Origin of the sequence: Bacillus cereus group sp. MYBK222-1 (assembly GCF_051916425.1) — a bacterium.
Lineage (GTDB): Bacteria > Bacillota > Bacilli > Bacillales > Bacillaceae_G > Bacillus_A > Bacillus_A paranthracis.
The window spans coordinates 389,826-412,171 of the sequence record NZ_JBQAGP010000003.1 but is presented as its reverse complement, the minus strand read 5'-3'; the positions used below and the strand labels follow the sequence as shown (position 1 = coordinate 412,171).

Sequence of the window (22,346 nt, the reverse complement as noted above, 5' to 3'; positions counted from 1 at the left end):
TGGTCAGAATGAAGAAAATATGTACTATCTAAAGGAGTATACAATTCGTAGATTAAAGTGAAGACAGCGTCTTATAATAAATAGAACGCATTACTTTAATCGATGCTGTTAAATAAAAAAAGAAGGTACTCCCTTGATTATCTTCTATAAGAGATAATCATCAAACCTTCGTTAAAAATTATATACGTAAATGAAAAAGAGTTCAACCGTATTGCTTCTTTTCAAAAAAGTATGTAAAAAGAACCGCTTCTTAGTAAGAAGCGGTTCTTTTTTATACTTCTGTTAAAATAATCGGTTCGCCACGTGTTACGACAACTGTATGTTCACATTGTGCAACAAGGCTTTTATCAGGTGTAACGAATGTCCAACCATCATCGCCACGTTCGATAATGTGATCAGCTTTCATAGAAATGAATGGCTCTACAGCGATAACAAGACCGTCTTTTAGAAGCGCATTATCCATTGGATCAAAATAGCTTAAAATGTGGTTTGGTGCTTCATGTAAGCTAAGACCAATACCGTGACCAGTTAAATTTTGAATAACATTGTATCCATTTTTATGTGCAAAGTTTGAAACGGCACGACCAATTTGGTTTTGTTTTGAACCAGCTTTCACCTTTTTCATTGCTGCCCAAAAGGCATCAACAGCTGCTTGGCAAAGCTTTTCTTTTGCTTCATCTTCTCCAAGTACAAATGAAATACCTGTATCTGCATAATAACCATCAAGTGCTGCAGATACGTCGACATTTACAAGGTCGCCTTCTTTTAATACACGATCACCTGGAATACCGTGAGCAACTTCTTCATTTACACTGATGCAAGTTACGCCAGGGAAATCATATTCTTTTTCAGGCGCAGAAATAGCACCATGCTCATCTAATACTTTTTTGCCAATCAAATCAAGCTCTTTCGTTGTCATACCTGGCTTCGCTTCTTTTTTCATTTCTTCACGTGCAAGCGCAACGATGCGGCCGATTTTTCGTAAGCCTTCTAAATCTTGTTCATTACGAATAATCATGAAAACCACTGTCCTTCCTCGAATATATATCTTACCCGATTGTATCATGTTTATTTTCGTCCTGCTACTCGCTTGCAGTATGGTGGATTGATTCCTCTCATAAAGAATACATGACAATTGTCATATCGATGTCATGACGCATCATACTGTTTCCTAAGTTTTCCAAGGAATACAATGTAAATATAAGAAACAGCGGGGGTGGAGAGATGGAAAAGATTATTGAAGTAAATAGTGTTTCTAAAACATTTAAACATAAAAAAGCAGTAAATAACGTTTCATTTCATGTGAATAAAGGAGAAATCGTAGCATTGCTTGGACCGAATGGTGCAGGGAAAACGACGACGATGTCGATGATGCTTGGATTAAAGGATCCAACGGAAGGAACGGTTTCTATATTCGGAAAGAGTCCAAAGCATAGAGATGTTCGTAATAGCCTCGGTGCGATGTTACAAGAAGTAAGTGTCATTGATAGCATTACAGTGGAAGAAGCAATTGAGTTATTCCGTAGCTATTATACGAATCCGGTAGCGAAAGAAACGTTACTACAGTTATCAAATTTAGAATCGGAGCGAAAGCAAAGATGTGAGAAATTATCAGGAGGTCAAAAGAGAAGGTTAAACTTTGCACTCGCACTTGCAGGAAATCCAGACTTGTTATTTTTAGATGAGCCGACAGTTGGAATGGATATTACGTCTCGAAGAACGTTTTGGGAAACGATTCGAAAGTTAGCAAGTGAAGGGAAAACAATTATTTTAACGACGCACTATTTAGAAGAAGCAGATGTATTGGCAAATCGTATTTTACTGTTTGCGAATGGAAAGATTATCGCAGACGGTACACCAGATGAGATGAAAGCAACGATTTCTCGAAAAACGATTTCGTTTTATTCGAAAGAAAAAATTCCTAAGAGTGTACTAAAGGAGTTGCCGAATGTAACAGAAGTACAGTCAAATGAAGGGCGTTTCATCTTAACAACTGAGGATACCGATGCAACTTTACAAGCAATTTATAAAAAGAATTTACCTGTAACAGACGTTTCCGTTGAACGTGGAAGGCTTGATGAAGCATTTGAACAGTTTGTCGCAAATCAGAAGGGAGAAATAGCATGAAAGCACTATGGATGCAATGCAAAATAGAAATTTTACGTACATTCCGTAATAAATTATTTATCTTTTTCTCATTATTAATGCCAGTTATGTTTTATTACATTTTCACAAACGTTATTCAAGTACCGCAAAACGGTGATGCATGGAAGGCGCATTATTTAATTTCAATGGCAACTTTCAGTATTGTAGGGACTGCGTTGTTTAGTTTCGGTGTAAGAATTTCTCAAGAAAAAGGGCAGGGATGGACACATCTTTTAAAAATTACGCCACTTCCAGAAGGTGCATATTTAACAGCAAAGATCATTGCTCAAACAGTAGTAAATGCTTTTTCAATATTAGTTATCTTTATTGCAGGGATATTAATTAATCATGTGGAGTTAACGGTAGGGCAGTGGATTGGTGCTGGATTATGGTTATTGTTAGGGGTAACACCATTTTTAGCATTAGGAACAGTAATAGGTTCTATTAAGAAGGCTGATGCAGCTGCTGGCTTAGCGAATATTTTAAATATGAGCTTAGCTGTAATTGGTGGGCTATGGATGCCGATTGAAGTATTTCCAAAAATATTGAGAACAATTGGTGAATGGACACCGACATATCATTTCGGAAGTGGTGCGTGGGACATTGTAGCTGGAAAATCAATTGGATGGGAAAATATCGCGGTACTAGGAGGTTATTTCCTTATATTTGTTGTAGTATCAATATATATAAGAAAAAGACAGGAAGCGGTATAAATGACAGAGAAGAAGAGGATTGAGATTTTTCCGAAACATATGGGATTCTTTCCGTATATGTGGCTCGTTTATTTGTTATTTCCAATTTATAATTTAACACAAGTATCGGGATGGAAGCTTGTAATAGGAAGCGGTATGTTGATAGTTTTCATGATCACATACCGTCAACTTTATTTTGTTCAGAAGACGTTCATTTTGTGGGCTTGTATTCAAATGATACTTACGCTTTTATTTGCTTTATTTTATAATCCCTTCATGATATTCTTTGGCTTTTTCACAGCAAGTGCAATGGGGTTTGCACCAAGTAAGAAAGTATTTCGGATATTACTATGTTTGTTAGTTGTAATGCTTGGAGTATTTGTATTTATAAATATGAATCAACTAACACCGACAAGTTTAGTAAATATCGTTCCGATGTTTATTTTAATGCTTCTTACACCATTTGGTATGCGCAATTTTAACCAGAAAAAGATGTTAAGAAATCAATTAAACGAAGCGAATGAGCAAATTAAGGACTTAGTAAAACGTGAAGAGAGGCAGCGTATTGCAAGGGATCTTCATGACACGCTCGGGCATACGCTATCTCTTATTACGTTGAAAAGTCAGCTTGTTGAAAAGCTAATCGTCAAAAATCCAGAGCGCGCAAGTACGGAAGCGAAGGAGATTACACAAACATCTCGAACTGCTTTAAAACAGCTAAGGGAATTAATTTCTGATATGCGCATGATTACGGTAGAAGAAGAGCTTGAGCAAATAAAAGCGATCTTACAAGCTGCTAATATTGAATTAGAGATCAAACAAGAAACGAGTGCAAGTTCGCTATCACCCATTGAACAAAATATTTTAGGAATGTGTTTACGTGAAGCTGTTACGAATGTTGTAAAGCATAGTAAGGCGACGCGGTGCATAGTTTCTGTACGAGAATTACAAGGTGAATTGATTTTGACAGTAGAAGATAACGGAATTGGTTTAGCGGATCAAAATCACGATGGGAATGGTATTCGTGGTATGAAGGAGCGAATCGCTCTTATTGATGGATTTGTTGAACTGGGTACGATTAATCCAGGAACACTATTAACAGTAAAAGTTCCAGTTGTTATTAGAACAGGAAAAGATGAGGTGAAGGCATGATTCGAATTATTATTGCAGAAGATCAGCGAATGCTTCGTGGTGCGTTAGGAGCCCTACTCGATCTAGAAGATGATATTGAAGTAATTGGGCAGGCTGCAAACGGGGAAGAGGCGCTAAAACTAATTGAATCGTTAAAGCCTGATGTAAGCATTATGGATATTGAAATGCCAATTCAAAGTGGATTAGATGTTGCGGAAACGTTAAAGAAAGAAAATTCAGCGTGCAAGGTAATGATTTTAACGACATTTGCGCGTCCTGGATATTTTGAACGAGCAATGAAAGCTGGTGTGCACGGATATTTATTAAAAGATAGCCCAAGCGAGGATTTAGCTGCATCGATTCGCAACGTAATGAAAGGTAAACGAGAGATTTCTCAAGATTTAATGTTCGGCTTATGGCAGGAGCAAAATCCGTTATCAGATCGTGAAAAAGAAGTATTGCTACTTGCGAAAGAGGGAAAGACGGCAAATGAAATCGCAAAGGCACTTTATCTTTCGCCAGGTACAGTACGTAATTATATTTCTGAAGTATTAACGAAGCTTGATGCGAAAAATAGAATTGAGGCAATTACAATTGCGGAAGAAAAGGGATGGATATGAAAAGAAGTTTACCTATGAATGGTAAACTTCTTTTTTCTTATAAACAAGTATTTCAATAGAGAGTTTCGTCACAGTCGCATCGCTCAGGATTTGAAGTATATCGTGTAATTTAGATTTTACTTCATTTTTCGACAAAAAATTTGTTATAGTAAGATTAGGTTGTTGATCTAAGTTTTGGACAACTTTACCACTAATAGTTGTGATTACTCCATTTTTATCTACTTTTACAATGAGATCTTGGCCATATACTTTATAGTTTTTATATGTTTGTGCAAGGCGAGCTTCGGTTTGATTTTCTTTTGTTGCTTTATTTGTAGGTTGGGAATCGATATTCATTTCAGTTGTCATTCACTTTTGTTGAGCTTCTGCCTCATTTATCTCACCTTTTAAATACTTTTTCAGTATGTTTTTTTCGTATCATTTTGAGGTTGTGTAATTTTTTAAGCGTTAAATTAGGCTAAGTAATTTCAAATTTTACTTCATTTCTGTCTAATTCTTGGGTGTGAATAACTTCTGCTACTGCTAATAAAGGAAAAAGAAGACCGAATGTAACGAAGGCACGGACGAATCTTCTATAATTTATTTATAAAACTACTAATCTATTATTATATGTGAGACGAATTGTATGAAGAATTTGCCGAATTTTATATATATTATGCATTATTTCATGTCAAAAATTGTCGAACTCACATTATTGTAGTGGTATGACAACTTAACAAATTATATTGTTATAATGGGATGGTGAGTAAGTATGCACGCAGAAAAATTAGGAAGTGAAATTAAGAAAATTAGGGTAATGCGGGGATTAACACAAAAACAGTTATCCGAGAACATATGTCATCAATCGGAAGTGAGCCGAATTGAATCAGGCGCAGTATACCCAAGTATGGATATATTGCAAGGTATTGCAGCAAAGTTACAAGTTCCCATTATTCATTTTTATGAGGTACTCATTTATTCAGATATTGAGAGAAAAAAGCAGTTTAAAGATCAAGTCATTACGCTATGTAAGCAAAAAAAATATAAAGAGATTTATAATAGAGTATGGAATGAGCTGAAAAAGGAAGAATATCATCCCGAATTCCAGCAGTTTCTTCAATGGCAATATCATGTAGCAGCTTACATGTTGAAGAAAATTGATTACGAATATTGTATTTTAGAATTGAAAAAATTGTTAAACCAACAACTAGCTGGAATAGATGTATACCAAAACCTCTATATAGAAAATGCAATCGCAAATATTTATGCTGAAAATGGCTATTTTAAGAAGAGTATTGAGTTATTTGAAGGTATATTGAAACAATTAGAGTCATTGCATGATAATGAAGAATTCGACGTGAAGGTAAGATATAATCATGCAAAAGCACTATACTTAGATAATCAATATGAACAAGCCTTATATCAAGTGAATAAGGCGATTGAAATATCTTGCCGAATTAATAGTATGGCATTAATTGGGCAGCTGTACTATCAAAGAGGTGAATGTCTAGAAAGGTTGGAGTATGATGAGGCAGAGATTGAAGATACATATAAGAAAGCAAGTTTCTTTTTTGATATATTAGAAATGCATGCATATAAAGAGGCAATCGTAAATAAAATCAATGAATGAATAACCCTAAAAAATGGATATGCATAATTGCATACGGCATGGATAAACTTTCATGATATATTAAAAGAAAAAATGTGGGTGATGGAATATGAAAAAATTACTTATTGGTAGTTTATTAACGTTAGCAATGGCATGGGGTATTTCATTAACAGATACAGCTTTAGAGAAAAGCCAAGTAATTTCTCATAATGATCAAGAGGTACAATTAGCTTCGGACCTACCTTTTGAATATTAAAAAAACAACCGTCTTACTTAGACGGTTGTTTTTTTGTGGAGTAACCTCCAAACGTCTTTACTAGAAACGGGCTTGCTAATAAAGAATCCTTGAATGTGGTCACAGTTTTGCTCATATAAAAACTTCCATTGTTCTTCGGTTTCTACACCTTCTGCGATAACTTCTAAATTTAGTTCTTTTGATAGTGTAATAATGGAAGAAATAATCGCTTCCTCTAAAGGACTAGTTGTAATTCCGCAAATAAATTCTCGAGCAATTTTTAATGTGTTAATTGGATATTTTGTTAAATAAGCTAAAGAACTATAACCAGTTCCAAAGTCATCAATTGAAATTTGAATACCGAGATTTTGAAGTTGTTCTAGTTTTGCAACTACAGATTGATTTTGGTTAATGGCGATACTTTCTGTAATTTCGATATCTAGTGCTTCTGGTTGTAACTCTGTTTCTTCTAAAACTTTTGAAATAGTTGGGATTAAATCTGCATGATTAAATTGAACTACAGATAAATTTACACCGACTTTTAAGTGAGAGAAACCTTGATTATGCCATCTTTTCGCTTCTAAGCAAGCAGTACGTAAAATCCAATTTCCAAGTTCAATAATGAATCCAGTTTCCTCTGCTAGAGGGATAAATTGGGCTGGGGATACGATACCGAGCTTTGGATGTTTCCAACGAATTAATGCTTCAAAACCAATAACTTGTTTTGTTTTTGTGCTTACTTGTGGCTGGTATTCAAGGAAAAATTCATTTTGTTGTAATGCTTTTGAAAGTTCTCCTTCTAAGAAGTTACTCTCATTTTGAGCGATACTCATTTCTTTTGAGAAGAAAACAAATCGGTTTTTTCCATTTGCTTTCGCGCGATACATAGCCATATCAGCATTTTTCATTAATGCTGTTACATCAGTTCCACAATCAGGGTACATTGCAATTCCGATACTTGGTGTAATAGACAGTTCTTCATCTTTAATGAAGAATGGTTTGTTTAAAATATTTAAAATCTGTTCAGCTATAAAGGCCGCACTTTTTTCTGAGTACATATCTGGTAATAGAATTGTAAACTCATCTCCGCCTTGGCGAGCAACGACATCTTTTGAACGTAGGCAACTGCGTAATCGTTTTGCTACTTCAATTAATAACAAGTCTCCGACGTCATGACCGAGTCTATCGTTAATTTTTTTGAATCGATCTAAATCAAGAAATATGACGGCAACATCATTTGCGCTAGCCTGAGCGGTATTTAAAATGTTTTTTAAATCTTTTTCAAATTTACGGCGATTTGGTAATCCGGTAAGTGCATCATGAAAGGCTAAATGTTCTACTTGTTTTTGTTTTTCATATAAAGTTGTAATATCACGTGCTATGCCAAACATCCCGACAACTTCCTTGTTTATGAAAGTAGGGATGAGTGTAATGTGAAGGTAATAGTAGTAACCTTCTTTTTCCTTTGTGCGAACTTCTAAAGTTTGTGGTCTACCTTCTTTCGTTAGTTGTAAAGCTTTCTTTAGTAAATCATGGTCTTTTGAGTCAATAAAGTGTAAAAGGGAATAGCTTTCTACTTCACAATAGTAGGCAGTAAATAAGCTTTCGCAAGCTGTATTAGACTGCTGGAAAATACCATACATATTTAAAGAGAAAACAGCATCCGGGTGATCTTCGAATAAAGATTTATAACGTTGTTCACTTTTTGATAAAGCAGATGCACCTTCTTCTACTTTATCTTCTAGTTGTGTAGTCAACTGCTCGTATGTATCGATTAGTGCCTGATTATCTTTCCACATATAAAGTTGTCGTAAGAATAATAAGATAAGAGATAATACTAGACCGATCAACATGAACTTATCATCCCAAGGTTGAAAGATAATAAAAGAAAAAGTAATGATTATACTAAAATAAGGTAATATAAAGCGCACATAATCAAACCGATAATATTTTGTTTTCGTTTCATGCTGTATTGGTTTATCTAAAATATATAGTATGGATGACAAACCAATTAATAAAATCGAAGCAGTATGTATTAAGTAAGAGACTTCAGAAGAAGGTTTTATCCCTGCGTTTAATTGAAACAGGTGTATATATCCGTACACGAGTATAATAGTAAAGCCAATAATTAATGAAATTCTGCTAGAAGAATATTCTTCTCTTCTATATAGACTAATTACGGCGTAGATTACTAATGATTGTGCAATAAAATATCCAATTAAAACCCAGGTATCTGTTGTTAACATACGAAAGCTTGAAATGTCCAAAATAAAAGTTAAGGTAAAATAAATATTCATAATAACGATAAAGATGCTATCGAATGAAAATTGAGCTAGTCCTCTAATAGAGTAATGCTTTATGAACTTTATAGCAAAGCCAGAAAAGAGCAAAATATATTGTACGATAAAAAAGGGCAATGCCTTATACGAGAATATGACTTGGTCATATATAGAAAGTGAATGAAGAAATAGAGTTATCTCCATTGTCAATCCACATAGGCAAGTGCATAGTACTAAAACCCAAAATAATTTGTCACCGCGCTTCATTTTCTTAATTGCTTTATATAGGCAATAGCAAGAAAAGAGTGTAGCGAAAAAAAATAAGAAGAGAATTCCAATTTCTTTTATATTTAAGTCCTTAGGGATAAGAAATATCCAAAGAGAAAATATAATTATGTACATCGTGACAAAGTGTACGTATTTTTTTTGATTAATCATATTATGACTCCGTTTCAATAAAGTTGAATCACAGGTGGAAAATGCTAATTCCAATCATAGCATATAAAATAGGGTGTTTTTTACTAAAAAAATTACTTTTTTTGAAAAAAATAGCTCAACATTACAATTTACCATTGTAATGTTGAGCTACTTATTCTTTTTACCCCTCTTATAGAGGATAATTCATGTATGAATTGCAGCATCGCTAAATCTTTCTGTTTACTTTCAATCATAATATCGAAATTATGATTGATTTTTTTTGCAACGTGTAAGAAAGGTTTAATAAACTCTAAATCAATATATTCCGCGTGAGCCCTAAATTCTTTTTTTGATTTAGGAGAGGAAATGTGAACTTTAGGAACGATATTTGTATGTGACCAAGTTTCAAAAATTGCAGGAAGTAACTCTTCTAACGGTTCTTCGCAAAGATTTGCCATGTGATGGTGATAATCAAATACGAATGGGATCTTTTCTTTTTGGCAAATAGATAAAGTTTCAGCAGTTGTATATGTTTTATCATCATTTTCAAGTGTCATTTGCCTCTTTATATGTGCAGGAAGTTTTTTTATGTTGTCATGGAAACGTTCAACCGCTTTTTCTTTATTTCCGTAGGCACCACCTACATGGATGTTAATATAAGAAGAATCTGCAATGCCTATTGCATCTAATACTTTATAATGATAGGTCATATCTGTAATAGCGTTAGTCGTAATGTGTGGTTTGTCGCTTGTAAATAGTGTAAATTGATTCGGATGAAAACTTACTCGTAAATTATGTTCTTTAATTAATGCCCCAATTGTACGCCAAAGCGGTGTGAACAATCCGATGTAATCAAACTCGACTTCGGGATGTGTTGCAAGTGGGACGATGGAAGAAGATAAGCGATATAATGGAATTTCATGCGCTATATTGTAATGAAGAATACGTATTGTATGCTCAAGATTCTGCCGCGTAACATCGTATAATTTATCTTCTCGTTCTTGTTTACTAAGCTTTTGAAAGCTTGTAAATGTCATCGTTTTAGCCGGAGAACAGTCCCAGAGTGCCATTGCATGTGAGACATATCCGAAACGCATAATCATAATGAATACATCTCCTTTATGCATTATCTTTCCTATAGGAAGAAAGCAAGTATTGTTCCTATCCATTCTTTGCCTCTATTAATGAGAGAATTCGGACTAACATCTTTCAAGGAAAGTAATGACGCATTTTCTAGATCTTCGTGGAATTTATTTTTTACTGTTTGTATAAAATGTTCATCATATAAAAGGCAGTTGATTTCATGGTTAATATATAAACTTCTCATATCAAAGTTTGCAGTTCCGATATCACAGATATAGTCATCAACTATAATAACTTTAGCGTGAAAAAAACCTTGTTGAAATGCGTAAATATTACAGCCAGCTTGTATTAACTTTCGGCAATATGGGAATTTTGCTTCTCGAACAAGGGGGTGATCCGCTTTTTCTGGAACGAGAATCGTGATTTGAACCCCGCGTTTTCGTGCTTCTAATAATGCGTTCATAATTTTTCTTCCAGGAATGAAATAGGGTGTACCGATAAAGAGTTCCTTTTTTGCACCTTCAATTAAATGTAAAAAAGTATGTTGTAAATAGGCACCATCAGTTGGAATAAATTGATGTTCGATAGTACCGGGTTGCTGTTTCGGAAAATAAAGAGAAGCGTCCAATAAATTTTGGTTTGTATCATCAAACCAGTCATGTAAAAATTGCTTTTGTAAATCTTGTACTCCTTCGCCTGTAAGACGTAAATGATAGTCCCTCCATAATCCTAACCGCTCATTATGTCCCAAATACTCTTCACCAATATTAAATCCCCCAATGTAACCAATTTTCCCGTCGATAACTGTAATTTTTCTATGGTTTCTTTGATTTGCAGAAAAGAAAGGAAAAGGAAACTTTACTTTGTGACAAAATGAAAAAGAGACACCATGTTTTTGTAGGGAGCGAACGGCCTCGTTTGATAAATGATGGCCCCCCAATCGATCGAGTAGAAGTCTTACTTCAATTCCTTCCTTTGCCTTATCAATAAGTAACTTTAAAAATTCCCGGCTGATTGTATCGTTTTTTACAATGAAAAACAAAACGTGCACATGGTGTTTCGCCTGTTTTATATCAGTAAATAGAGCGTCATACAAATCTTTTCCGTATGTATAAAGGTGAAAATCACTTTGACGTAAAGGGAAAGAACGAGAACGTACACGCCTTAAATGAACAATTCTCCCATAAGAAAGATCAATTACAATCCAGAGAGCAATACCTATTAATAAGAGAGATAAGAAGAACATGAGTAAATTCCCTCCTTCACGGTCTTTTCACCATTTGTTTTTTATAAATCAAACATTCATTTTATTCGGTTATTTGTGGGCTAATAATTAGTAGGGAGTAAATAACTTCTAATGATTAAAGTTTCACTTTATAGTTTCACCGAAATAAACAGCTTTATTAAAAAATATGTTGTTGTATAACAAAAAACTGTTGACTGAATGCTCACTCATTATATAATGAAGGTAGGGGATAAAATTCAGAAAATTATATGTTTTTGAAGATTCTAAAAAAGAAAGAGGGCTTACAAAGAGAGGGGTAGCATAAAAATGAATAGCTTACTGATCATGAATTGGCTGGCTGCCATTGCTGTTATTGCTTATGCGGGATATTTGTTTGTGTATCTTATACGAACGAGGATGGCCTACATACAGTTAGGAAAAAAGATTGAATTTGACCGTCGTTTTAAAGAGCGTTGGGATCTCCTTAAGGTCAATGTTTTCGGTCAGAAAAAGCTGCTGAAAGATAAAAAGAGCGGCATTATTCACGTTATGTTCTTTTACGGATTTATTCTTGTCCAATTTGGAGCAATTGACTTCGTTTGGAAAGGACTCGCACCAGGATCACATCTTCCACTTGGACCACTATACCCTGCATTTACATTCTTCCAGGAAATTGTCACACTTGTTATTTTAATTGCAGTCTTTTGGGCTTTTCATCGACGTTATGTTGAGAAGCTAGTTCGTTTAAAACGTAATTTCAAATCAGGCCTTGTTCTTATCTTTATCGGTGGCTTAATGATTTCTGTGCTACTCGGTAATGGGATGGGAATTATATGGCATGGCGAGGAGCTTTCATGGAGTGAGCCAATCGCTTCTGCAATCGCTTACGTTTTCTCAGGGATAAATGAAACCGTAGCCATTTCTGTGTTCTATTTCTCTTGGTGGGTGCATTTACTAATTTTGTTAACATTTTTAGTTTATGTTCCACAATCGAAACACGCGCATTTAATTGCGGGACCAGCTAACGTTTTCTTCGGCCGTCTTTCAAATCCAGGGAAACTTGAAAAGATTGACTTTGAAGATGAAACACAAGAAACATTTGGTGTTGGTAAAATCGAAGATTTTAGACAAAATCAGCTTATTGACTTATACGCTTGCGTAGAGTGTGGTCGTTGTACAAATATGTGTCCGGCAACAGGAACAGGTAAAATGTTATCGCCGATGGATTTAATTTTAAAACTTCGCGATCATTTAACTGATAAAGGAGCTGCAGTGACATCAAAAGCACCGTGGGTTCCAGTAGTTGCTTTTAATAATACACAAGGAAATCAGTTAGCGATGATGGCAGCTGGAAAAGGGCAACAAGAATCAGCGGCTGCAACACTCGCTTACGATCCGAGTTTAATCGGAGATGTTATTACAGAAGAAGAGATTTGGGCTTGTACAACGTGTCGTAACTGTGAGGATCAGTGTCCGGTTATGAATGAGCACGTTGATAAAATTATTGATTTACGCCGCTATCTCGTTTTAACAGAAGGAAAGATGGATGCGGAAGCACAGCGTGCGATGACAAATATCGAGCGTCAGGGGAATCCGTGGGGTCTAAACCGTAAAGAGCGTGAAACTTGGCGCCAAGGTGATGATGAAGTAACGGTTCCAACTGTAAAAGAAAAATCGAAAGCTGGTGAGGAGTTCGAATATTTATTCTGGGTTGGTTCAATGGGATCATATGATAATCGTAGTCAGAAGATTGCGATATCGTTTGCGAAGTTGATGAACGAAGCAGGCATTTCATTTGCGATACTCGGTAATAAGGAAAAGAACTCTGGAGATACACCGCGCCGCCTTGGAAATGAATTTGTCTTCCAAGAGATGGCGACAAAAAATATCGAGGAATTTGAAAAAGCAGGAGTGAAGAAAATCGTTACGATTGACCCTCATGCTTATAACACATTTAAAAATGAGTATCCGGACTTTGGCTTGCAAGCAGAAGTCTATCATCATACAGAACTGTTAGCTCAGTGGGTGAAAGAAGGACGCTTAAAACCGGTTCACGCTATTGAGGAAACAGTTACGTACCATGATTCCTGCTACTTAGGAAGATACAACGAAGTATACGAAGCCCCGCGTGACATTTTGAAAGCGATTCCTGGTGTGAATCTTGTAGAAATGGCACGTAACCGTGAAACGGGAATGTGCTGTGGAGCAGGTGGTGGCTTAATGTGGATGGAGGAAACAACAGGTTCACGCATTAACGTTGCTCGTACAGAACAAGCATTAGCTGTACAGCCATCCATTATCGGTACAGGATGTCCGTATTGCTTAACGATGATTAGTGATGGGACGAAAGCGAAAGAAGTTGAAGAGAAAGTTCAAACTCTCGATGTAACAGAGATTTTAGAACGCTCAGTGATTGGACAGAAGAAAGAAGCAATCTAGTTTGTAGGAATGCATACAACTTTAGAAAGAGGTGCAATGATTGCACCTCTTCTCAACGTAGGGATACCGAGCGAGCGCTCAGTGTTAAAAAATGAAATGGGGGAAAGAAACATGAGTAAAACAGTTATTTTAAGTGCTGCAAGAACACCAGTTGGAAAATTTGGAGGATCTTTAAAAGATGTAAAAGCAACAGAACTTGGAGGGATTGCAATTAAAGCGGCGCTTGAAAGAGCAAATGTTTCTGCTAGTGATGTTGAGGAAGTTATATTCGGAACGGTTATTCAAGGTGGGCAGGGGCAAATTCCGTCGCGCCAAGCGGCGAGGGCTGCTGGAATCCCTTGGGAAGTGCAGACGGAAACAGTGAATAAAGTTTGTGCATCGGGGCTTCGTGCGGTTACGTTAGCGGATCAAATTATTCGTACTGGCGATCAATCATTGATTGTAGCTGGTGGTATGGAGTCGATGAGTAACAGTCCTTACATTTTACGAGGAGCAAGATGGGGATATAGAATGGGCAACAACGAAGTCGTTGATTTAAACATTGCTGACGGTTTAACATGCGCATTTTCAGGTATACACATGGGTGTTTATGGCGGAGAAGTTGCGAAGGAAGATGGAATTTCTCGCGAAGCGCAAGATGAATGGGCATATCGTAGCCACCAGCGTGCGGTTTCAGCACATAATGAAGGACGTTTTGAAGAGGAAATCGTGCCAGTAACGATTCCGCAAAGAAAAGGCGATCCTATTGTCGTTGCAAAGGATGAGGCGCCACGCGCGGATACAACAATTGAAAAGTTAGCAAAATTAAAACCTGTATTTGATAAAACAGCGACAGTGACAGCTGGTAATGCACCAGGCTTAAACGATGGTGGTGCTGCACTTGTATTAATGAGCGAAGACAGAGCGAAGCAAGAAGGAAGAAAGCCGTTAGCGACAATTTTGGCACATACAGCAATTGCAGTGGAGTCTAAAGATTTCCCGAGAACGCCAGGTTATGCAATTAACGCATTGCTTGAAAAAACAGGCAAGACAATTGAAGACATCGATTTATTCGAGATTAATGAAGCATTTGCAGCAGTAGCAATTGCAAGTACAGAAATCGCAGGAATTGACCCAGAAAAATTGAATGTAAATGGCGGCGCAGTAGCGATGGGACATCCGATTGGAGCAAGCGGAGCGCGCATTATCGTTACACTAATCCATGCACTTAAGCAACGCGGCGGTGGAATTGGAATTGCTTCGATTTGTAGTGGTGGCGGTCAAGGCGATGCAGTGATGATTGAAGTTCACTAATTAAGATTAGAAGATATATAGTTTATTAAAAATTAAGGGGGAAGAAGAAATGGGTGTACAAAAAATTGTTGTAATTGGTGCAGGACAAATGGGATCAGGAATTGCGCAAGTATGTGCAATGGCAGGATACGATGTGAAGGTACAAGATTTAAAACAGGAGCAATTAGATAGAGGATTGGCTATTATTACGAAAAACTTAGCACGCCAAGTAGAAAAGGGGCGCATGAAGGAAGAAGAAAAGGAAGCGACATTAAACCGTCTTGCAGTAACGCTTGATTTAGATTGTGTGAAGGAAGCGGATCTTATTATCGAAGCAGCTGTCGAGAAAATGGATATTAAAAAGAAAATCTTTGCGAATTTAGATGAAATTGCTCCAGAACACGCAATTTTAGCGACAAATACGTCATCTTTGCCAATTACAGAAATTGCCGCGGTAACGAAACGTCCGGAAAAAGTAATCGGTATGCACTTTATGAATCCGGTTCCGGTTATGAAACTTGTTGAAATTATTCGTGGTTTGGCTACAGATGATGCGGTATACAAAACAATTGAAGATATTACGAAGAAAATTGGCAAAGTACCAGTTGAAGTAAATGATTTCCCAGGATTTGTATCGAATCGTATTTTATTGCCGATGATTAACGAAGCAATTTATACGTTATATGAAGGTGTAGCGACGAAAGAAGCGATTGATGAAGTAATGAAACTTGGTATGAATCACCCGATGGGTCCTTTAACGCTCGCTGATTTTATCGGTTTAGACACGTGTTTATATATTATGGAAGTGTTGCATGAAGGTTTAGGTGATAGTAAATACCGCCCATGTCCATTACTGCGTAAGTACGTAAATGCAGGATGGTTAGGACGTAAAACAGGTCGTGGTTTCTACGTTTACGAATAAATCCCCCTTTGTTACAAAATAGTGGTCTTACCAAATTATTAAAAGGATTTATAGCAAATGGAGGCGGAGTATATGAACTTTCGTTTTAATGAAGAGCAACAAATGATGAGAAAAATGGTTCGAGATTTTGCACAGAAGGAAATTGCTCCCTTTGTTCCTAGTATGGAACAAGGGGTGTTTCCAAAAGAGATTTTGCAGAAGATGGGTGAGCTTGGATTAATGGGAATTCCAGCGCCTGCAAAATACGGCGGGGCAGAAATGGATTTTATTTCTTACATTTTAGCAATTGAAGAAATTTCAAAGGTAAGCGCAACGGTTGGTGTAATTTTAGCTGTACATACGTCAGTTGGAATGAACCCGATTTTATATTTCGGAACAGAAGAACAGAAAGAGAAATACGTTTCTAAACTTGCGACTGGTGAATATTTAGGTGCATTTGCATTAACAGAACCAAATGCAGGATCGGATGCAGGAAGTTTGAAATCAAGAGCTGTGAAGAAAGGCGATCATTACATTATTAATGGATCGAAGGTGTTCATTACAAATGGTGGTGAAGCAAGTACATATATTGTATTCGCTTCTACAAATCCAGAGGCAGGAAAGAGTGGGATTTCTGCATTCATAGTAGAGAAAGATACACCAGGCTTAATTATCGGTAAAGATGAGCATAAAATGGGACTGCTCGGTTCTCGCACTGTACAACTTACGTTCGAGGATATGAAGGTACCGGCTGAGAATTTACTTGGTGAAGAAGGACAAGGATTTAAGGTAGCAATGGCGAATTTAGATGTTGGAAGAATTGGGATTGGGGCGCAAGCATTAGGGATTGCTGAAGCGGCGCTTGAATGTGCGATTGATTATGCGAAAGAACGTGAGCAATTCGGAAAGCCAATTGCGGCGCAGCAAGGGATTGGCTTCAAACTTGCAGATATGGCAACTAGTGTAGAAGCGGCGCGATTACTCGTATATAGGGCGGCATCGCTAAGAGCGCAAGGATTACCATGTGGTAAGGAAGCATCTATTGCGAAATTATTCGCTTCTAAAACAGCTGTTGAAGTTGCGATTGAAGCGGTGCAAGTATTTGGGGGATACGGTTATACGAAGGACTATCCAGTAGAAAGATTTTTCCGTGATGCGAAAATCACGCAAATATATGAAGGAACGAGCGAAATACAGAAACTTGTTATTAGCCGAGCTTTATAAAAGCACAAGGGGGAGACGGGCATGCATTTTAAACTATCAGAAGAACATGAAATGATAAGAAAAATGGTTCGAGACTTTGCTAAGAATGAAGTAGCACCGACGGCAGCTGAGCGTGATGAAGAAGAGAGATTTGATCGTGCAATATTTGATCAAATGGCCGAGCTTGGTTTAACTGGTATTCCGTGGCCTGAAGAATACGGCGGAATTGGAAGCGATTACTTAGCGTATGTAATTGCTATTGAAGAATTATCGCGTGTATGTGCTTCTACAGGTGTAACATTGTCTGCACATACTTCGCTTGCTGGTTGGCCAATTTTTAAATTTGGAACAGAAGAGCAAAAGCAAACATTTTTACGACCGATGGCTGAAGGAAAGAAAATTGGTGCGTACGGCTTAACGGAGCCAGGGTCTGGATCGGATGCTGGTGGAATGAAGACGATCGCCAAAAGAGATGGAGACCATTATGTATTAAATGGATCAAAAATATTTATCACTAATGGTGGTATTGCTGATATTTATGTTGTTTTCGCATTAACTGATCCTGAATCGAAGCAGCGTGGCACGAGTGCATTTATAGTGGAAAGTGATACACCAGGATTTTCAGTTGGGAAGAAGGAGAGTAAATTAGGGATTCGCTCTTCACCAACAACTGAAATTATGTTCGAAGATTGCCGTATTCCTGTAGAGAATTTACTAGGGGAAGAAGGACAAGGGTTTAAGATAGCGATGCAAACATTAGATGGTGGCCGTAACGGTATTGCGGCGCAAGCGGTCGGTATTGCACAAGGGGCTTTAGATGCTTCCGTAGAATATGCAAGAGAGCGTCATCAGTTTGGGAAGCCGATTGCGGCGCAACAAGGGATTGGCTTTAAACTTGCAGATATGGCAACGGATGTGGAGGCGGCGCGTCTTCTAACATATCAAGCAGCTTGGCTGGAATCGGAAGGGCTTCCGTATGGGAAAGAGTCAGCGATGTCAAAAGTATTTGCAGGTGATGCAGCGATGAAGGTGACGACGGAAGCGGTACAAGTATTTGGTGGTTACGGTTATACGAAAGATTATCCAGTAGAGCGATACATGCGAGATGCAAAGATTACACAGATATATGAAGGAACACAAGAGATTCAAAGGCTCGTAATTTCTCGTATGTTAACGAAGTAGGATCAAAGGCGTAGGTATTTTCCTACGCTTTTTCCTTCCAAAAAATAATAGAGAGGTGAAGGGGATGGTTAAACATAATGTGCATGCATCAGTGAAAGATGAAAAATTAGTTGCGTTAAGGCGTGAACAAATGATTAAAGGTGCAGTACAACTGTTTAAACAAAAAGGATTTCCGCGTACAACAACGAGAGAGATTGCAAAGGCAGCTGGATTTAGTATTGGAACGCTTTATGAATACATTCGTACAAAAGATGATGTTTTGTATTTAGTTTGTGATAGTATTTATGAACATGTAAAAGAAAGGTTAGAGGAAGTAGTTTGTACGGAAAAAGGAAGTGTAGAAAGTTTAAAGATAGCAATAACGAATTATTTTAAAGTGATGGACGAATTGCAGGAAGAAGTATTAATAATGTATCAAGAGGTACGCTTTTTACCGAAAGAATCACTCCCGTACGTATTAGAAAAGGAGTTTCAAATGGTAGGAATGTTTGAGAATATTTTAGAACAGTGTACGGAAAACGGAACATTTACATTAAATAAAAAAGAAATACAGCTTCTTGCGCATAATATTTTTATACAAGGACAGATGTGGGGATTTCGACGTTGGGCGTTGCAAAAGCTATATACGCTCGAGGAATATACAGACATGCAAATTAGGTATGTATTACAAGGGGCCCATATGCTTCCGAAATAAGGAATGCACAAATTATAATTTTACTACCCTATAAAAGTTTCCCGTTTTTTTTGTAGCATATTTGTGCGACTTTTGTTTATAATGAATAGTATGGATTTTTTTAAGCAGGCCGTTATATATAAGGTTATATTTGATGAAAGGAAGTGCCGCATAAGTGGATTTTAAGCAATATTCACCAGAAGAGCTAAAAGAATGTTCAATGATTGAAGTTGTACATAGCGTTTTAGGGGATAAAAAACAAGCAACGACATTCAACGAGTTGGTTCAAGAAATCGCTCAAGTGCTGGGACTATCTCAAGAGCAAGTTAATGCGAAGATCGCACAATTTTATACAGACTTAAACATCGATGGACGTTTCATTAATTTAGGAGAAAATCGTTGGGGATTACGTAGCTGGTACCCATATGAGCAAATTGATGAAGAAATCTTGCCTCAACCAAAACCGAAGAAGAAACGTAAAGTTGAAGAAGACGGTTTTGACGACTACATTGAAGAAGATGAAGATGACTTTGATGATGTAGACGGAAATGAAGACGAAGATGATGATGTAGAAGATTTGGACAAGGTTCTTGAAGACGAAGACGGAGACGACGATGATCTTGATGATTTAGAGGACGATGAAGATGACTTCGCTGAAGAAGAACTTGAGTATGATGAAACTGAAGAAGAAGAAGAGGAAGAACTGTAGTTCTTGACTTTTCATTATCGTCCATGTAGAATCATTTTTGGGCTCTTTAAAAAAGGACGATAATACTTTTAAAGTGTAAATATAAAAGAAAATTGCTCCCTACTTATTACTTTATGTGATGAGGGGAGCAATTTTCTTTTTTGTTTTTTGTTTAGAAAATAAAAAGAGTCTAACAATAAGATGGATACAGTGTTATCTACATACGTTGCGCTTTGCAACGGTGATTATATAACAGCAAAATAGAAGGGAGCTTTTTCATGACTAAGTATATTTTTGTAACAGGCGGTGTAGTATCGTCTTTAGGTAAAGGTATTACAGCAGCATCTCTTGGAAGACTTTTAAAAAATCGTGGTTTAAACGTAACAATTCAAAAGTTTGATCCATACATTAACGTAGACCCAGGGACTATGAGCCCATATCAACACGGTGAGGTATTCGTAACAGATGATGGTGCAGAAACTGACTTAGACCTTGGTCACTATGAGCGTTTCATCGACATCAACTTAAACAAATACAGCAACGTAACAACAGGTAAAATTTACTCTTCAGTTCTTCAAAAAGAGCGTCGTGGTGAATACCTAGGAGGAACAGTTCAAGTTATTCCTCACATTACTAACGAAATTAAAGAGCGCGTATACCGTTCTGGTCGCGAAACAAACGCGGACGTTGTTATTACAGAAATCGGTGGAACTGTTGGTGACATCGAGTCTCTACCATTCTTAGAAGCAATCCGTCAAATTAAGAGCGACATCGGTCGTGACAATGTAATGTACATTCATTGTACGTTAATCCCGTACTTAAAAGCAGCGGGTGAAATGAAAACAAAACCAACGCAACATAGCGTTAAAGAGCTTCGCAGTTTAGGTATTCAACCAAATATTATCGTTGTTCGTACAGAAATGCCTGTTTCTCAAGATATGAAAGACAAGCTTGCATTATTCTGTGACATTGATACAAAAGCAGTTATTGAAGCACGCGATGCAGATACTTTATATGCAGTTCCATTATCTCTTCAAGAGCAAAATATGGACCAAATCGTTTGCGATCACTTAAAATTAGACAATCCAGCTGCAGATATGACAGAGTGGACTGCGCTAGTTGAAAAAGTGCGTAACCTTTCTAAGAAAACAAAAATCGCTCTTGTTGGTAAATACGTAGAGCTTCAAGATGCATACATTTCTGTTGTAGAAGCACTTCGTCATGCGGGTTACTCTTTCGACACAGATGTAGAAGTGAAATGGGTAAATGCTGAGCACGTAACAGCAGAGAACGTACAAGAATTAGTAGGAGACACAGATGGTATCCTTGTACCAGGTGGCTTCGGTGATCGTGGTGTAGAAGGTAAAATCGTTGCAATTCAATATGCTCGTGAAAACAAAGTTCCATTCCTAGGAATTTGCTTAGGTATGCAACTTGCATCAATCGAATTCGCACGTAACGTATTAGGATTAGAAGGAGCTAACTCTTCTGAAATCAATCCTGACACACCTTATGCAATCATCGACTTATTACCAGAACAAAAAGATGTAGAAGACTTAGGTGGTACACTTCGTCTTGGTCTATATCCATGTAAGCTTGCTGAAGAAACAAATGCATACAATGCTTACAATGAGCCGGTTGTATATGAGCGTCATCGTCATCGTTATGAGTTCAACAATCAATTCCGTCCGGATATGGAAAAAGAAGGATTTGTATTCTCTGGTACAAGCCCAGATGGCCGTCTAGTTGAAATCATTGAATTAAAAGATCACCCTTGGTTCGTGGCAGCACAGTTCCACCCAGAACTTGTTTCTCGTCCAAACCGTCCACAGCCATTGTTCCATGACTTCGTAAAAGCTTCTATTACGAATAAAGAGAGCAAGTAATAAAAAAGCGCCTGAAATAGGGCGCTTTTTTTAATATTCATTTAACATTTCATCGATTGTAAATTTGATTCCGTGATATGCAAATAAAGCTATCATTAAGCTTGGGAATCCGTAGCGATTACCTTCATCGTCTGGAATAAGCCCTTTTAACAGTTTTGTATCAATATGTACATCTGTATATTGTTCTAGTGATTCATTGCCTTCTTGAATAGTAGAGATGCCGACAATAGAGTGTCCATCTGCTTGCAGTTTTTTTGCTATTGCTACAACTTCTTCATCTGTTGAAAAACGGCTAATAAGAAGCACACGATCTGCAGAAGTTACTTCTACTTCTTTACCATTTTCAAAAAATCGTTTTGCTTGCTTCATTGGTTCAGCACCGAATAGTGCTTCAGCAACAACGCCCTCCATTTCATTTGTACCATGTAAATAAATGAAACCTTCGCCAACTAATGCTTGAGCAAGTAGACGGGCGCTATCTTCTATATTCATTTCCTCTTTTTGAGAAACTCTGGAGAAATAACCGCTTAATTGGGTTGAAAAAATTTTTAACATAATGTTACTCCCTTCGTACGTGTTTACCGGCTTTCATTATAGTTTATTTTTTTAGAAAGGTGAAATCGAAGGTGGCATAACAAAATAGGAAACGGTAAAATAAGAAAGAAATAGGAAGGAATTTGGTAAAGA

At 37.0% G+C, this 22,346-nt stretch carries 20 protein-coding genes; 14 read left to right on the top strand and 6 right to left on the bottom strand.

Annotation, left to right across the window (positions count from 1 at the left end; translation table 11 throughout):
• Positions 1 to 271: 271 nt before the first annotated feature.
• The gene (gene map, locus ACTFR9_RS18055; protein ID WP_002081265.1) at positions 272 to 1,066 is read right to left on the bottom strand and encodes a type I methionyl aminopeptidase; all 795 of its coding nucleotides are present in this window, start codon (positions 1,064 to 1,066) and stop codon (positions 272 to 274) included.
• A 158-nt stretch (positions 1,067 to 1,224) separates the two neighbouring features.
• On the opposite strand from map, the gene ACTFR9_RS18050 reads away from it, so the two are divergent.
• Genes ACTFR9_RS18050 through ACTFR9_RS18035 form a run of 4 tightly spaced genes read left to right on the top strand, consistent with a single transcriptional unit; the run spans position 1,225 to position 4,588 of the window.
• A complete protein-coding gene (locus tag ACTFR9_RS18050; protein ID WP_000411152.1) occupies positions 1,225 to 2,127 on the top strand; it encodes an ABC transporter ATP-binding protein in 903 nt (300 codons plus the stop codon).
• The gene (locus ACTFR9_RS18045) at positions 2,124 to 2,858 is read left to right on the top strand and encodes an ABC transporter permease (protein ID WP_000646285.1); all 735 of its coding nucleotides are present in this window, start codon (positions 2,124 to 2,126) and stop codon (positions 2,856 to 2,858) included. The genes ACTFR9_RS18050 and ACTFR9_RS18045 overlap by 4 nt, the downstream gene beginning before the upstream one ends.
• On the top strand, positions 2,859 to 3,989 hold the full coding sequence (locus ACTFR9_RS18040) for a sensor histidine kinase (protein WP_000136743.1): 1,131 nt from the start codon (positions 2,859 to 2,861) through the stop codon (positions 3,987 to 3,989).
• Positions 3,986 to 4,588 (top strand): response regulator transcription factor, encoded by a 603-nt coding sequence (locus ACTFR9_RS18035; protein WP_000619261.1) that lies wholly within the window; start codon positions 3,986 to 3,988, stop codon positions 4,586 to 4,588. Before ACTFR9_RS18040 ends, ACTFR9_RS18035 begins: the two co-directional genes overlap by 4 nt.
• Before the next feature lie 12 nt (positions 4,589 to 4,600).
• Here the strand turns inward: ACTFR9_RS18035 and ACTFR9_RS18030 are convergent, their stop codons facing one another.
• On the bottom strand, positions 4,601 to 4,924 hold the full coding sequence (locus ACTFR9_RS18030; RefSeq protein WP_033671088.1) for a bacillolysin: 324 nt from the start codon (positions 4,922 to 4,924) through the stop codon (positions 4,601 to 4,603).
• 415 nt (positions 4,925 to 5,339) lie between these two features.
• On the opposite strand from ACTFR9_RS18030, the gene plcR reads away from it, so the two are divergent.
• Together plcR and papR are read left to right on the top strand one after the other, a co-directional pair.
• Entirely contained in the window at positions 5,340 to 6,197 is an 858-nt protein-coding gene (plcR, locus tag ACTFR9_RS18025) for a transcriptional regulator PlcR (protein WP_000542921.1), read from the top strand.
• A gap of 88 nt (positions 6,198 to 6,285) precedes the next feature.
• Positions 6,286 to 6,432: a quorum-sensing peptide PapR gene (gene papR, locus ACTFR9_RS18020; RefSeq protein WP_000734741.1), complete on the top strand. Its 147-nt coding sequence runs from the start codon at positions 6,286 to 6,288 to the stop codon at positions 6,430 to 6,432.
• Positions 6,433 to 6,449: 17 nt separating this feature from the next.
• Here the strand turns inward: papR and ACTFR9_RS18015 are convergent, their stop codons facing one another.
• The 3 genes from ACTFR9_RS18015 to cls form a co-directional block, all read right to left on the bottom strand.
• Positions 6,450 to 9,128: a DUF4084 domain-containing protein gene (locus ACTFR9_RS18015; protein ID WP_002163455.1), complete on the bottom strand. Its 2,679-nt coding sequence runs from the start codon at positions 9,126 to 9,128 to the stop codon at positions 6,450 to 6,452.
• A gap of 128 nt (positions 9,129 to 9,256) precedes the next feature.
• On the bottom strand, positions 9,257 to 10,210 hold the full coding sequence (gene uvsE / locus ACTFR9_RS18010; RefSeq protein ID WP_000605890.1) for a UV DNA damage repair endonuclease UvsE: 954 nt from the start codon (positions 10,208 to 10,210) through the stop codon (positions 9,257 to 9,259).
• A gap of 32 nt (positions 10,211 to 10,242) precedes the next feature.
• Entirely contained in the window at positions 10,243 to 11,436 is a 1,194-nt protein-coding gene (cls, locus tag ACTFR9_RS18005) for a cardiolipin synthase (protein WP_000465816.1), read from the bottom strand.
• 306 nt (positions 11,437 to 11,742) lie between these two features.
• Here cls and ACTFR9_RS18000 point away from each other — a divergent pair, with 306 nt between their 5' ends.
• The 8 genes from ACTFR9_RS18000 (at position 11,743) to pyrG (ending at position 21,659) form a co-directional block, all read left to right on the top strand.
• Positions 11,743 to 13,854 carry a heterodisulfide reductase-related iron-sulfur binding cluster gene (locus ACTFR9_RS18000; RefSeq protein ID WP_001086790.1) on the top strand — a complete coding sequence of 704 codons (2,112 nt, stop codon included), beginning with the start codon at positions 11,743 to 11,745 and terminating at the stop codon, positions 13,852 to 13,854.
• A gap of 9 nt (positions 13,855 to 13,863) precedes the next feature.
• Positions 13,864 to 15,147 carry an acetyl-CoA C-acetyltransferase gene (locus ACTFR9_RS17995; RefSeq protein WP_002163456.1) on the top strand — a complete coding sequence of 428 codons (1,284 nt, stop codon included), beginning with the start codon at positions 13,864 to 13,866 and terminating at the stop codon, positions 15,145 to 15,147.
• Between the two features lie 49 nt (positions 15,148 to 15,196).
• Entirely contained in the window at positions 15,197 to 16,048 is an 852-nt protein-coding gene (locus tag ACTFR9_RS17990; protein ID WP_000538858.1) for a 3-hydroxybutyryl-CoA dehydrogenase, read from the top strand.
• Between the two features lie 72 nt (positions 16,049 to 16,120).
• On the top strand, positions 16,121 to 17,251 hold the full coding sequence (locus tag ACTFR9_RS17985; protein WP_001011170.1) for an acyl-CoA dehydrogenase: 1,131 nt from the start codon (positions 16,121 to 16,123) through the stop codon (positions 17,249 to 17,251).
• Between the two features lie 21 nt (positions 17,252 to 17,272).
• Positions 17,273 to 18,412 (top strand): acyl-CoA dehydrogenase AcdA, encoded by a 1,140-nt coding sequence (acdA, locus tag ACTFR9_RS17980; protein WP_000545521.1) that lies wholly within the window; start codon positions 17,273 to 17,275, stop codon positions 18,410 to 18,412.
• 64 nt (positions 18,413 to 18,476) lie between these two features.
• Positions 18,477 to 19,106 (top strand): TetR/AcrR family transcriptional regulator, encoded by a 630-nt coding sequence (locus tag ACTFR9_RS17975; RefSeq protein ID WP_000238604.1) that lies wholly within the window; start codon positions 18,477 to 18,479, stop codon positions 19,104 to 19,106.
• Positions 19,107 to 19,260: 154 nt separating this feature from the next.
• Entirely contained in the window at positions 19,261 to 19,794 is a 534-nt protein-coding gene (gene rpoE, locus ACTFR9_RS17970; protein ID WP_000346283.1) for a DNA-directed RNA polymerase subunit delta, read from the top strand.
• A gap of 257 nt (positions 19,795 to 20,051) precedes the next feature.
• On the top strand, positions 20,052 to 21,659 hold the full coding sequence (gene pyrG, locus ACTFR9_RS17965) for a CTP synthase (protein WP_000170454.1): 1,608 nt from the start codon (positions 20,052 to 20,054) through the stop codon (positions 21,657 to 21,659).
• Positions 21,660 to 21,689: 30 nt separating this feature from the next.
• Here pyrG and ACTFR9_RS17960 read toward each other — a convergent pair whose 3' ends face one another.
• Positions 21,690 to 22,214, bottom strand: a complete 525-nt coding sequence (locus tag ACTFR9_RS17960) for a DUF2529 domain-containing protein (RefSeq protein WP_229136598.1) — start codon at positions 22,212 to 22,214, stop codon at positions 21,690 to 21,692.
• Positions 22,215 to 22,346 lie beyond the last annotated feature (132 nt).

Excerpts from the sequence above, each read along its gene's own strand:
- ACTFR9_RS17985 (WP_001011170.1), top strand. The coding sequence starts at position 16,121 with ATGAACTTTCGTTTTAATGAAGAGCAACAAATGATGAGAAAAATGGTT.
- acdA (WP_000545521.1), top strand. The coding sequence starts at position 17,273 with ATGCATTTTAAACTATCAGAAGAACATGAAATGATAAGAAAAATGGTT.
- papR (WP_000734741.1), top strand. The coding sequence starts at position 6,286 with ATGAAAAAATTACTTATTGGTAGTTTATTAACGTTAGCAATGGCATGG.
- ACTFR9_RS18050 (WP_000411152.1), top strand. The coding sequence starts at position 1,225 with ATGGAAAAGATTATTGAAGTAAATAGTGTTTCTAAAACATTTAAACAT.
- ACTFR9_RS18040 (WP_000136743.1), top strand. The coding sequence starts at position 2,859 with ATGACAGAGAAGAAGAGGATTGAGATTTTTCCGAAACATATGGGATTC.
- ACTFR9_RS17990 (WP_000538858.1), top strand. The coding sequence starts at position 15,197 with ATGGGTGTACAAAAAATTGTTGTAATTGGTGCAGGACAAATGGGATCA.
- uvsE (WP_000605890.1), bottom strand. The coding sequence starts at position 10,210 with ATGATTATGCGTTTCGGATATGTCTCACATGCAATGGCACTCTGGGAC.
- ACTFR9_RS18045 (WP_000646285.1), top strand. The coding sequence starts at position 2,124 with ATGAAAGCACTATGGATGCAATGCAAAATAGAAATTTTACGTACATTC.
- ACTFR9_RS17995 (WP_002163456.1), top strand. The coding sequence starts at position 13,864 with ATGCATACAACTTTAGAAAGAGGTGCAATGATTGCACCTCTTCTCAAC.
- cls (WP_000465816.1), bottom strand. The coding sequence starts at position 11,436 with ATGTTCTTCTTATCTCTCTTATTAATAGGTATTGCTCTCTGGATTGTA.
- ACTFR9_RS17960 (WP_229136598.1), bottom strand. The coding sequence starts at position 22,214 with ATGTTAAAAATTTTTTCAACCCAATTAAGCGGTTATTTCTCCAGAGTT.
- ACTFR9_RS18000 (WP_001086790.1), top strand. The coding sequence starts at position 11,743 with ATGAATAGCTTACTGATCATGAATTGGCTGGCTGCCATTGCTGTTATT.
- ACTFR9_RS18030 (WP_033671088.1), bottom strand. The coding sequence starts at position 4,924 with ATGAATATCGATTCCCAACCTACAAATAAAGCAACAAAAGAAAATCAA.
- plcR (WP_000542921.1), top strand. The coding sequence starts at position 5,340 with ATGCACGCAGAAAAATTAGGAAGTGAAATTAAGAAAATTAGGGTAATG.
- map (WP_002081265.1), bottom strand. The coding sequence starts at position 1,066 with ATGATACAATCGGGTAAGATATATATTCGAGGAAGGACAGTGGTTTTC.
- ACTFR9_RS18015 (WP_002163455.1), bottom strand. The coding sequence starts at position 9,128 with ATGATTAATCAAAAAAAATACGTACACTTTGTCACGATGTACATAATT.
- ACTFR9_RS18035 (WP_000619261.1), top strand. The coding sequence starts at position 3,986 with ATGATTCGAATTATTATTGCAGAAGATCAGCGAATGCTTCGTGGTGCG.
- ACTFR9_RS17975 (WP_000238604.1), top strand. The coding sequence starts at position 18,477 with ATGGTTAAACATAATGTGCATGCATCAGTGAAAGATGAAAAATTAGTT.
- pyrG (WP_000170454.1), top strand. The coding sequence starts at position 20,052 with ATGACTAAGTATATTTTTGTAACAGGCGGTGTAGTATCGTCTTTAGGT.